Annotated in this window: 10 protein-coding genes and 1 pseudogene; 2 read left to right on the plus strand and 9 right to left on the minus strand. The window is 38.2% G+C overall.

Annotated elements, in window-relative coordinates; all coding sequences use genetic code 11:
* Positions 1-2 precede the first annotated feature (2 nt).
* Positions 3-808: pseudogene (proC, locus tag LZ575_RS00715) on the minus strand (pyrroline-5-carboxylate reductase).
* A gap of 324 nt (positions 809-1132) precedes the next feature.
* Positions 1133-1558 carry a hypothetical protein gene (locus LZ575_RS00720; protein WP_235327667.1) on the minus strand — a complete coding sequence of 142 codons (426 nt, stop codon included), beginning with the start codon at positions 1556-1558 and terminating at the stop codon, positions 1133-1135.
* Positions 1559-1882: 324 nt separating this feature from the next.
* On the opposite strand from LZ575_RS00720, the gene LZ575_RS00725 reads away from it, so the two are divergent.
* On the plus strand, positions 1883-2101 hold the full coding sequence (locus LZ575_RS00725; RefSeq protein WP_235327669.1) for a hypothetical protein: 219 nt from the start codon (positions 1883-1885) through the stop codon (positions 2099-2101).
* Positions 2102-2220: 119 nt separating this feature from the next.
* On the opposite strand, the gene LZ575_RS23050 is transcribed toward LZ575_RS00725, so the two are convergent.
* From LZ575_RS23050 to LZ575_RS00755, 7 genes are all read right to left on the minus strand, one after another.
* A complete protein-coding gene (locus tag LZ575_RS23050; protein WP_311195915.1) occupies positions 2221-3078 on the minus strand; it encodes a BamA/TamA family outer membrane protein in 858 nt (285 codons plus the stop codon).
* Positions 3079-3260: 182 nt separating this feature from the next.
* Positions 3261-4508, minus strand: coding sequence for a hypothetical protein (locus tag LZ575_RS23055; RefSeq protein ID WP_311195916.1), 1248 nt, complete (start codon positions 4506-4508; stop codon positions 3261-3263).
* 19 nt (positions 4509-4527) lie between these two features.
* On the minus strand, positions 4528-4794 hold the full coding sequence (locus LZ575_RS00735; RefSeq protein ID WP_235327670.1) for a hypothetical protein: 267 nt from the start codon (positions 4792-4794) through the stop codon (positions 4528-4530).
* Positions 4787-6010, minus strand: coding sequence for a translocation/assembly module TamB domain-containing protein (locus LZ575_RS00740; RefSeq protein ID WP_235327672.1), 1224 nt, complete (start codon positions 6008-6010; stop codon positions 4787-4789). Before LZ575_RS00740 ends, LZ575_RS00735 begins: the two co-directional genes overlap by 8 nt.
* A 4-nt stretch (positions 6011-6014) precedes the next feature.
* Complete coding sequence (locus LZ575_RS00745; RefSeq protein WP_235327674.1) at positions 6015-6926, minus strand: hypothetical protein; 912 nt, start codon at positions 6924-6926, stop codon at positions 6015-6017.
* Between the two features lie 120 nt (positions 6927-7046).
* Positions 7047-9533, minus strand: coding sequence for a hypothetical protein (locus LZ575_RS00750; protein ID WP_235327676.1), 2487 nt, complete (start codon positions 9531-9533; stop codon positions 7047-7049).
* A 139-nt stretch (positions 9534-9672) separates the two neighbouring features.
* The gene (locus tag LZ575_RS00755; RefSeq protein WP_235330796.1) at positions 9673-11787 is read right to left on the minus strand and encodes a M3 family metallopeptidase; all 2115 of its coding nucleotides are present in this window, start codon (positions 11785-11787) and stop codon (positions 9673-9675) included.
* Between the two features lie 317 nt (positions 11788-12104).
* Here LZ575_RS00755 and LZ575_RS22165 point away from each other — a divergent pair, with 317 nt between their 5' ends.
* Positions 12105-12491 carry a chemotaxis protein CheB gene (locus LZ575_RS22165; protein WP_255702719.1) on the plus strand — a complete coding sequence of 129 codons (387 nt, stop codon included), beginning with the start codon at positions 12105-12107 and terminating at the stop codon, positions 12489-12491.

Genomic DNA, 12491 nt, shown 5'->3' on the forward strand with positions numbered 1-12491 from the left:
TTTTATTGTTTTCCTAATTCCACTGCACGATCAAAGGCTGCATAAGCAGCATCCTTAATCAATTCCTTTACATTATTATCTTCCATGGAATCCAGCGCAGCTCTTGTAGTTCCGCCTTTGGAAGCAACTCTTTCCATCCAGGTCTCCGGCGAGAGATCACTTTGGTTGAAAAGCTCAACGGCTCCCTCAAACGTCTGACTTACCAGCACCTTGGAATCGTTTTTTGAGAAGCCCATTTTTAAAGCAGCTTCCAGCATAGATTGCATAAAATAAAAAACATAGGCCGGGCCACTTCCTGAAATACCTGTTGAGGCATCTATATAATTTTCAGTTTCAACATGAATAGATTCTCCTGTGGTATCCAGTAAATTCCTTATCATTAAAAGTTCCACCCTGGAAACTTCTTTTGACTCTGTATACGAGGTAACTCCTTTTCCCACCTGTGCTTAAGTAAGTTAGGCATTGCCCTTACCACCTTGGGTATATTCAATCCCTTCTGGATTTTATTTATGGTAACACCTGCCATAATTGAAACTATGATCTGCCCATTATTTACCATTGATTTTATTTCTTCAAATAAACCATCAATATGATAAGGTTTAACTGCAAGAAAAACTACATCAGCTTCCGGAAGGCAATCTTCCAGGTTATCGTAAACATCAAAATGTTCAATTTTACTAAGGGATATAAGCAATTCCGGAGACTTATCATAGATCATTAACTTGTGCCGGGTCAACAATGGAGATTTAGCCATTCCCTGGGAATATGTTAGGCCCATATTTCCTGCTCCAATTACTAGTACTTTCATTCTTTTTGTTTTAATTACTTTGATTGATCGTCTAAAAAATTACTTCTATTTGGGTATAATGGTACAAAGACCATGCAATGCCACCTTATTGTAGGAAAGATTTTAAGAAATCTCCCCGGAATAAGATAACTATAATTAAAAAGATGAAGATTTAGAATTTGTAAATTAACGAAACCTGCAGTATTAGTGGAATGAAAAGATAAATGATAGGAAGAGGTAATAAAACCCGGGGAGGGCGGAGTGTAGGAAAAAAGAGGCAAATAATTTTAAGCTTAAAATTAACCCCCGCCGCAATGTCGTTAAAAATCTGTAAAAATGGCAGGTTTAGTTACTATTACGTTTTAGTAAAGGAGTTGTAAAACGAAGAATTCTTAATTTGAGATCCTGCATTTTTTCAATATGTTTCTCAAGACGAATAGAAAGTTTTTGATGTTGTGAATGGTAAAAAGATTCACAACTTATATCCTCGCATTCCATCATTCCATTCAGGTCGTTTTTATGATTGTGCAACTCTTCGTGTAATTCAATTTTTTCAGCCTTTCTTTCTTCAACCTCATCATAAAATTCCTGGAGTCGCTCAAATAAATTAGGGATTGAATCCTGGTAAATGTCAGAGGTAAGAAATTGTTTCAAAAAGTGAATTTCTTCAGTATCAATTTGTAATAATGAGTCCCAACGAAGGGTATCTGCCTGCAATTCATCTACACTTTTTTCGTTCGCCGAGCGGCGGCAATTCATGGTTGTGGACATAGCTGAAAATTTTAGGGGGTTAATAAATGTACAACAAGATTAACTAAATGCTCATCAATATTAAGCTAATTTTTAATTAAAAAAGAGATGCCAATATTCCTCATTTTGACCTTTGGAAAATTTAAATTGAGCACAGTTTTTGTTTTCTAGCTGTCATCTGGAATATTTTTAATCTTTCCTGAGATGTGTGGAGAAAGGAAAATTTGAGAAATTGTAGTAAAATCAAGGGTTGAGGTCGAAAAATATTTTTTTTGTCCAATGTTTTTTCGAACAATTTTTCACATACATTTGGCCCATAAATCAAACAATAAACTCATTTTTCAAATGAAAAAATCATTTTTAACTCTTGCAGCTATCGCACTAGTTTTTAGTTTTACTTCTTGTAAAGAAACTACAGTAGAAACTACTGAAGATCCAGCAACAGAGATGGAAGTTCTTGAAACAGAAACTGAATCTACTGAAGAAGTAATCGAAGAAGCTCCTGTAGAAGAAGTAGATACTACTACTGCTACTACTGGTGAAGATGCTACAATTGTAGAATAAAAATATAAATGATCTCCTGATCCTTCAGGATTCTCAGTATTTTAATGGGGCTTCGGCCCCATTTTTATTTGCTATTCTTTCTTTACTGGCGCACATTGATTTTAAATTTATCTCAAAATCTAAAATGGATAGCCAATAGCTAAATTAAACACCAGATTTTCTCTTCTCCAATCCCTGTTTCCAAAATCTACCTGATCAAATACCCAGCGATTTCCTTCAGGTAAATAGGGCAGGCGAATAGGGAAGGCGAGATCTGTTCTTAAAATGAGGAAATTAAAGTCAAACCGTAAACCTACTCCCGTTCCAACAGCTAACTCCTTTAAAAAATCTTTTGAAAATTCTGCTCCGGGTTTATTGGGATCTTCATTCATTAACCACACATTTCCTGCATCTACGAAAACAGCACCTTCTACGACACTGTAAATATGTGCACGTAATTCAGTATTTAATTCCAGTTTTATATCTCCGGATTGGTCTGGTAAGAAAGATGAGGGTGGTACTTCTTCATGGTAAGCTCCCGGTCCTACAGATCGTGCTCTGAAGGCCCGGACACTGTTAGTTCCTCCCACAAAAAATTGCTTAATAAAAGGCATCTCGCGGGAATTTCCATAAGGTAAACCTGTTCCAACAATAATCCTGCTTGCAAGATCCAGACCTCGACCCAGGTTTAAATAATGCCTGAAATCATTTTCCAGTTTTACATATTGGCTAAATGGTACCCCAAATACTTCTTTTTGTTTCCCGGCATCAACATCTGCCCCGGTTATAAGGCCTGTAACATTACCTGCAAGGTCTACATGTCCCTGATAATAAAAAGTATTCTTCTTCGCCGTTTCCATAGTGTTGGTAAACGTGAAGGTATAGGTAGGGCCAAATATTAATTGCTCTTCAATTATTCTCTCAAGATTGGGATTTAAAGCGATTTGTTCCCGGTAAAGATCAGAAACGTTGAACGGATTCACATACTGAATGTCCATTACCTTTAAATGATGTTCTGTCCGTATATTTTCTTTCCATAGGTATGCAAAGGATGCACGAAAGGAATTTAGTCCATAAAGCTGTTGCCGGGCTTGATATTCATAAGCCAGAGTAGCCCTTGTTCGGGGAATAAAAGCACTGGGGGAATGAACTGGAAAAGGAGTTACGAACTTGGGCCATGTTAAACTGGCTTCCCCCCTAATCTAAAAACATTAAATCCCTGGTTTTGCCCGGAAATTTGTGCTTCGTAACCTGCAAAGGCTGAAATTGTCAATAATTCTGCTCCTCTAAACGTATTCCTGTTGCTCCAGCTGAGGTTGACCTCAGATCCCGCATAATTGGCTGAATTCGTCTTTCCCAGTAACTCCAGTCTTAGAGACTTTTTAGGCATTGGGGTTAAGTAATAATATGCATCCAGAACGTTATCTGCAGAGTCCGATACCCGGAACTGGTTTTTTACGAACCTGAATATTCCCAGGTTGATAAGACGGTTAATTGACTTATTATGGTCTGTACGATTGTAAAGTTCTCCCTGGTCAAAAAGCAGGGATCTCTCAAATAATTGAGGTTTAAAATTATTTTCAGAATTTATTAGTGTGAATTGCTGATATTCTTCCCCTGTTGCTTCATTGGCAGGAATAGAATCTCCGGTTATTGAATAATTAGGATAGATATATACATTTCCAATAGTGTATTGTTGCGTAGCTTTTTCCGGAGTTTCTTCTTTTAAAACCATATTAAGAGTGACCTCGTGATTTCCTGCGGTGCTATCTACCTGCGCAAGAAGGTAATCTGGATTAAAGTAATAATAACCTTTTTCCTTTAGATTAGCATCTATTCTCAACCTTTCATCCTTTATTACTTCCAGGTCATATGGATTACCTACTTTTAAAAAACTACCTTCCTTTGTTTCTCTTATATCTTCAGTAAGAGGGATGGAATCATTGGGAAAAGAAATTTCTTTCATTATATACTGGTTCCCCAGCTCCACAAAATATTGTGCAGTTACTTTTTTATTTTTCGCGGTTGAATCGGGAATTGCACTGGCATTAAAATATCCCCGGTTTTCAGCATATCCCTGAACAAGATCGGCGTTGTATTCTAAATCTACCTGTTCAAAAAGCACAGGAGGTTGTCCCAGGTTTTCCCGAATCCATTTGCCTATTCCTTTTGCATCCTCTCCTCCGGAAATATTATAGAACCAGAGTTGTGGTCGCAGACCGAGAAATGACGAATTAGGATTTGGCCTTAGAAGACCTTCCATGTTGGCTTCAAGAGTTTTTCTTTCGCTTTTGGAAACATCCTGTCCTTCTACTTTCACTTCTCCACCCACATATAACATTTCTCCCTCGTCCAAATATTTTGCATTGCCACAACCGCATATGAAAACGACAATAAACAAGCTTAAGAGAAGATATTTATAATTCATAACTGTGTTTCGTATTTATCTATTCCTCATTTGGCTGCTTTCCAAAAATCTCCATGAAATGGTCGTAGTCCATGGTTATAATAAATGCCACCCCGGTTTCAATAATTTGACCTTGTAAAGCTACTTCATATTGATTTTTTCTGTAAGCCCTTAGTTTATATCTTCCATCCTTGGAGAGATCATAATCTACAGCAATATCACCTGCAATATTGTTTGCCTGCTGGTTAGACTGTTGAGGGCCTTCTAATCCAAAGCTGCTTCCAATAGAAACTTTTAACTTAGTCATTTAATAAGCTTTTGGATAGGCCTACGTTAAGATCTGTTCGTTGTTCCCGCTGTCCTGTTGTATAATCATCAGTAGATTCAAGATCAAAATTTAATTCTACTCCACCTATAAGATCCCCGGCAAGATCATTTAGTTGTTGTGATAAGATCTTACTCACACTCTGCCTCGCAAGTGACTCTGCACTGGTGCCGCCTGCCTCACTGGCAAAAGGATTTTCACCTATGAACCTGTTGAGAAGGAGTAAAGCGAAAACCTGTTTATTTAATTCTGAAGGTTGTTGACGAAGTTGCTCCAGTTTAGCCCTGGAACTATTCAGGATTTCAGTGGCAACACTGTAATTGCCTTCAGGTAATCTTATGTCAAAGGTCAACTCCGGTTCCAGAAGGTCTCCCCTCATTTTCAAAAGTGTTTGAAAAGGCAATTCCTGCTTGTACATATTCCTTGCAGATTGTGTTAGATTAGCAAGCTGGTTGCCTAAAAGATCTATAGGAGCGGTTTCAGTTTCATAAATAGCTGTTATGTTTATTGTTGCATTTGTAGGTTCCCCGTTCCATTGGATAAAACTACCCGGTTCTATTTCAAATCTTCTTTTTATAAAATTGAAGGACATTTCATAAGCTCCTTCTGTAAATTCATACCTGCCGGAAAGACTGGTATTTCCTGAAGGATCAATGCTCGCAGTCAACTGTGCTTCTCCCTGCAGGTTTAAATAATCCCCGTTTCCTTCGTCTACAACTATGGTGAACTCCGCTTCTTCATTTATGTCAATATTAACTGATACGTCCATCCCTTGCAGTTCAGAGGTATTTACAGTTTCTTCTATTTCCCTCATTTCTTTCATTCTAAGGCTGGTTTCGTCTACAAATTCCACCACTCCTTCTCTGTCTGCAATTGTGGGATCTTCCTGCGGCAATACAATACTTAGATCTGTTCCTTCATTTACACTTACACTTCCATTTACCACGGGAGTATCAAGGCTGCCGCCAATGGTAAGCCGGGTATCCAAAACCAGGGTTCCGTAGTAGAAATCATTGTCATCTTTAGTAGAGTTGATAGCCCTGAAATTATCGGCATTTACGGTTAATTCAAATCCATAATCAGTGTAATCTGTAGTTGCAATGGTACCATCCACTACCAATTCGTTATTATCTTCATCAGATATGGTAAAGTTATTCATAGTTATACCCTGCCTGTCAAAAGAGATCCGGTCGTTCATATCTTTAAAATAACTGTTGAGAGTGGTAACCCTGAAGCCCACCTCGTGAAATAACAGGTCCCCAATAACTGCTTAGTTCGCCCATGGTACCTTCAATCTTTAAATCTCCAGATAAATATCCTGTACCATCATTAATACTGCCCATTGAGAATCCCTGAATACTTTCTATTTCCAGTCGTTCCAGGTCAAAAAGGAAATCTAAAGCACCAGTTTCGGTATTATAATTTCCTGCGAGTTCTGCATCATTTCCCTGTCCTGTGATCGTAACAACTGCCTGTAGGGAATTCACAGTTTCATTATTAACCTTTATACCAACATCTCCCACAGTGTCCTGTTTAAAACTAAAGTTAGAAATGTTTAAATCTGCTTCATATTGAGGTGCGGCGGTAAGATCCTCTATAACTACCTGCCCGTTTAAAGCCCCGGCGGCCAGAAGAGTGTCTTTGGAAATCATTGCACTTATAGTCTCAAGTTGAAAGGATTCAAATTCAACTTCGAGGGGGGAGGAGGGATCGTCTGTTGTAGAATTTATCCTGATTGCGTTGCCCTGATGGCTTAGGTTAAAATTAGTGGCCTGTATTCCACCTGGTCCAAAGGTGATACTGTTATTGTCGGGAATTTGCCATTTGTCATAGTTAAGCAACAAATTTTCAACTTCCAGTGAAATTCGTTGATTGCCTTCTACAGCTTCCAGGTCTCCGGCTATTCGATAATGAGGTTCTCCTTTAGAGTCATCTATCTGGAGTTCATAAAATATAACATTATCAGTAATTTTTCCTGTTATTTCGGTGTGGAATAACTGCAGTTGTGGGCTGTCTACATCTTCAATTATAATGGCATACTCAATAGCATCGCCTACTGTTGTAACATCGATATTCAAATTGGTGAGATCATAATCAAGATATTTAAGACTCACGATTTTTCCCTGTAAGCCAAGAGAATCAGTTTCGCTATTGAAGCCCCCGGTGAATTTTACCTAGCTCTCTAAAATCTAATTGGGGAACCAGTTGTGCGAAAACAGGATCATTATCAATGTCTACTTTAAAGGTGAATTGTTGAGGTTGGATAGTATCTGTTTCCACCTCAATTGTATCAATAGGAGGGAGAGATCATAATAATTGGAAATGGTATTTGTTAAGGCGGTTCCAATTTTAGTTAGTTGATATTGCCCTTCAATTTTGGCATCTACAAACTGCGAATTAAGTTTTAAACTATCCAGTGTTGGTGAAGCGTAGGAGACAATAGAAATAGTGTCTAGAGGATATCGTTCCGTGGCATTTTCTGCAATAAGATCAGTAATGTAAATCTCCCCGTTTAAATAATCTGGATCTGCGGTTTGAAGATCGGCAGTAAGGTTCCCTTCAATCCTTAATGGGCTTCCGTAGAGGTTAAGGGAATCAAGTGCTATGTTGCGTAAATCGGCCTGAAGTTGGATAGATGGATATTCTCCCTGGAAATTTCCTGTTGCCTCAAGGTTGAAATCTAAATTAGAATCATCCATTTCTGCCTGCGCAGTAAGATTTCCGTTTTCCATTGAACCTTCAAACTGAAGGTCATTGTAGGTGTAGCTATTGTATTCAGCCTTTTGAATTGTCCCCGATGCAGTAGCGTTAGCCGTGGCGGGATCAAAACCAATTCCGTCTACTTTTAAATTTAAAGTGAGCTCACCTATAGAATCATTCCGCATCAATCTTCCTAAATCAAAATCATTCAATGCGACATCTGCTCTGTACCTTTCTGCATTCTCCTGTCTCATGTCAATGGTAGCATCAATTTGAGCATTTCCGGAGCTGCTTTGAAGATCAATCTTGGTGTCGAAATTTTCAGCTGTTCCCCGAAAATTTCCAGTTGCACTAAAAGTTGCAGGTAATTGAATACTATCTGGTATAGTTCCCGGCGGAACAAATTCATTAATGTCAGCTGCTGTTGTCCTAAAATTGCGAATGTTCAGGTTGTAGTAAGCATTTTCAGCATCTGGTAATCCTGAAATAGATCCATTTATGGACACGGCAGTGCTACCAATTCCTGAAGCTTCAAAATTGTCTATTTTTAAGTCGTTTACCTTACCTGAAACTTCTCCATTAATATTAAGAACTGCATTAGGATTACTTGCAAAAGGTGGAGTATCTTTAAGATCTGGTGCAAGAATTAAAATGTCACTAAAGGCAATTTTGCTATTGTTAAGATTAGCTACCACCCTTGCCTCACCTATATTTTCCTGAAGACTTTCCAGGGATTGATAATCTAAAACAATTTTTTCCCTTAGGAGCGTGTTTGGGGTCTCCAGGTATAAATTTTTTAAGTAAGCAGCAGTATTTGCATACGCAAAATCTGTTTCTAAAGATTTGATATTAAGACCGCTTTTATCTTTTAAAGTGAAGGAATTTATTCTTCCGGAAATTGAATCGAGACTATAATAAAAGTTCTCTGCATTAAGGTTCAAATTTGTAAGGTCGAGATCCATATAGTTGATCCCTTGCTCCTGTTTAGGTGCATTTTGATCCTGAAAACGAAAAGCAACATTTTGAAAATCTGCATCATCAATTTTTACCTTCCAGTTATTTGAAGCTTCTGTTGTTGCGGTGGAATCTGTCTCAGTCTCTGTTCCTGTTTCTGCGGCACTTGCAGTTTGAGGCATAATTAGCTCTCCCTCTAATCCTTTAATTTTAAGGTTTGAAAGATCTACAAATTGTTCCTGAAGTTTAAAATCTTCAAATTCGGCCTGTAGTTCCTCTAATCCAAAAACACTGTTGATATTGGCTGATTCACTGTTGAAGCTCACCTGAATATCTGATAAAGAAATATCTCCAAGACCAATATATAATGGTGCAGTCTCTTCCTCTTCTTCGGTTTCCGATGTACCTGAAGTAGATTCAGTCAAAGATTCTGTAAGTCCCTGATCCATTTTTAGAATAAGACCATCAATGGTAATTTCGGGAATTTCATAGATCATATTCTCCAGATCAAAAGTCCCAATGCGGGTTTCAAGATGATTTAGATTAGCATCTATGTTAGTTTTGGTGAGCTGGTCATTCATCCGGAAACGTACCTTATTAAGATCAATGGTACCCAAAGATATTTCCATAGCTGATGTCGTAGTGTCTTTAGGAGTGTTCGTCGCAAAAGCCTCGGCCATATAATCAAAATTGAATACTGAATCCTGATCTCTTTTTAAATGAACAACAGCGCCCTGAAGCTCAATTGCTCCAATATCAAACGTATTACTTACTAATTTGTAAAAATTTATGTTTACTGCCAGGCGTTGTCCCGCAGCAAGAGTGTCACCTTCCTGGTCTTCCAGATAAAAATCTTCAAGGACGATCTTTTTTGGGAAATCTATATCAAGGTTTCCAACACGTACGGGAGTTTTAAATTTGCCTTCAAGGAATGAGACTGCCTCCTTCTTAGCGTAATTTTGAACGGCAGGGATTTGAATAAGGAGAAGCAGGAGCAACAAAATACCAATTATGCTCCCTAATATCCATAAAATTACTTTTAAAAACTTGCGAAGAAACTTTTTCAAGTTCAAATACTTTTGCCATAAAGATAGGCACTTGCAGAGGGAAGTCTGTTAAATTTAAGCGAAACCTGTTGTTGCTGTTAAACAAAAAAAGGCTGTATAATTTTCATTAACAGCCTTTTTATAATTGTTGAAGCTAATTTCACTTAGGTTCTCCTTCGGGAACAGGAAATCCTCTGTCTCTCATAAGAGCATTAATAGTTGCATCTCTTCCACGGAATTTTTGGTATGCTTCGGCAGGATCCATTGCGTTACGAGGTGCAAATAGATATTGTACCAGCCTGGTCGCTAAACTCTTATCATAAAATCCACCAGGAGATTCAGCAAAAGCTTCTGCAGCGTCTGATGTAAGAACATCGGCCCACAAATATCCATAATATCCTGTGGCATATCCTTCGCCGGAGAATACATGCCCAAAATGAGGAGAACGATGTCTCATTACTATTTCTTCTGGCATTCCCAATTCCTCAAGGGTTTCTTTTTCAAAAGTTCGTGGATCTATGTTCGCAGGATCAGTAGTGTGATATTTCATATCCATTAAAGCTGAAGCAAGAAATTCTGTTGTTTCAAATCCCTGGTTAAAAGTCGAAGCTTTTTTGATCTTCTCTACCAAATCGGCCGGAATGGGTTCCCCGGTTTCGTGATGTAAAAGAAATTGATTAATGACTTTGTCAGTGGACAGCCATCTTTCGAGCAGCTGTGACTGGAATTCAGTATAATCTCTCACCCCTCCATTAAGGGTAGGGTATTTCACGTTTGAAGATAGAAAGTGAAGGGCGTGTCCAAACTCATGGAAGAATGTTGTAGCATCATCCCAGGAAATTAGGGCTGGTTCTCCCGGAGCAGGTTTTACAAAATTTGAATTATTGGAGGATAATACCGTTTCCTTTCCATCAAATGTGGTGTGGCTTCTGTAGGTGGTGGCCCAGGCACCAGATCGTTTTCCTTTGCGGGCAAATGGATCCAGGTACCATAATCCAATATGTTCTCCGGAATCTTTATCGGTCACTTCCCAAACTTTTACCTCCTCGTGAAAAACGGGAACACTAGCTTCAGGAACTGGGGTGAACTTAAAATTAAAAAGTTCCCCTGCTGTAAAAAACAGAGCCTGGGTAAGCTTGTCCAGTTGCAGATATTGCTTTACCTCGTCGCTGTTAAGATCATATTTGTCTTTTCTCACCTTCTCTGCATAGTAGCGATAATCCCAGGGTTTAATTTCAATATTGGCACCTTCAGCATTAGCCAGCTCCTGCATATCGGCCACCTCTTCTTCAACCCTGGCTAGTGCGGCAGGCCATACGGCCATCATTAGGTCCATTGCGTTTTCAGGATTTTTAGCCATTCGGTTTTGCAGTCGCCATTCAGCATAATTATCATATCCCATTAAGCTTACTCTCTCATCCCGCAGCTTTAAAATTTGTTTAATTATATCATTATTGTCGAACTCATCATTATTATCTCCGCGGGAATAGTAATTTGTCCAAACTTTTTTTCTTAGTTCTCTTTCATCGGAATAGGTGAGAAATGGATCCATTGAAGAGCGGGTATTTGTTATGGCGTATTTTCCGTCTTCTCCACGATCTTCAGCAGCTTTGGCTGAAGCTTTTACAAAAGATTCAGGAAGGCCGCTTAGCTGGTCCTTTGTAAGAAAAACAACATAATTTTCCTCCTCGGCAAGGACATTGTTTGAAAACTTAGTATATAATTGAGAGAGTTCTTTATTTATTTCGGCGTAACGTTGTTTGGCTTCATCGTTTAATTCTGCTCCGTCTAAAGCAAAGTTCTCATATACAAGATGTACTACTCTTTGCTGATCTTCCGGTAATGGTGTTTGCCGGGAATTATCATAAACTGTTTTTATTCTTTTAAAAAGCTTCTCGTTTTGAAGAATTTTTGAAGAATACTCAGAAATTTGTGGAGCAAGTTCTGCCTGTATCTCACGAAATTCCGGTGAGGAGATATTACTGCTCCATATACCATAGTAGGTAAAAGCGCGATTAAGAGGTTTGCCTGCTCTTTCCATTGCCACAATAGTATTTTCAAATGTTGGAGGCTGGGGATCATTTGCTATCTTCTGAATTTCCTGCAAATGAAGCTCCATACCTCTTTCAATTGCGGGTTCTAATTGGTCCAGATTCATTTTATCAAAAGCCGGGACTCCTCCATATGGTCCCTGATATTCTTTTAGGAGAACATTTTCCTCTACATTTTTTCTGTTCATTTCAATTTTTGTTTGTGGTGAGTCCTGGGCTAACATAGAAGTTGGAAACCCACTAATTAGAGTAACACCTGCAAGGAGCTGCAAGGACATCATTTTCAATTTTTTTTGATCTTTCATCATTCAGGTAAATTAGAGAAAAGAAGTATTTTTTCTGGCAAAATTTATTATTTTTATTTCGCCCACTTACTAAACGGTGTAAAATTAGTGAGAATACCGTCAATTTACGTTTTCCCTCTGCTTTATCCTTTTCTAATATTTACTAATTTTACAAAACTTTAAACCTAAAACTTCCTTTTCACCTTTACATGAAAAATAATAATTCATCTGCCCGCCCTAAAGTAAAAACTTCTTCAGTGGCAACTACAAGATTAATAGCTGTTGGTGCAAGTGCAGGAGGGTTAGAAGCTTTAAAAGCCTTTTTTCAGAATCTTCCGGGTGATGACAATAATTCATATGTAGTCATTCAACATCTTTCGCCAGACTATAAAAGTATGATGGGGGAACTATTGGCAAAATCTACCAATCTTCAAATTGAACAAATTAAGGACAATATGGAGATTCTACCGGGTAGAATTTATTTAATTCCTCCGGTAAATAACCTTGTGATCCAAAATGGCATGCTTCATCTTCTTGAAAAACCCAAGGATCAAAAGCTTAATTTGCCAATAGATATGTTTCTTCAATCCCTCGCCGAATATAAAACCGACAAAGCAATTGCTGTTATTCTTAGTGGTACTTAA

This window comes from Antarcticibacterium sp. 1MA-6-2, from assembly GCF_021535135.1.
In the GTDB taxonomy this organism is placed as follows: domain Bacteria; phylum Bacteroidota; class Bacteroidia; order Flavobacteriales; family Flavobacteriaceae; genus Gillisia.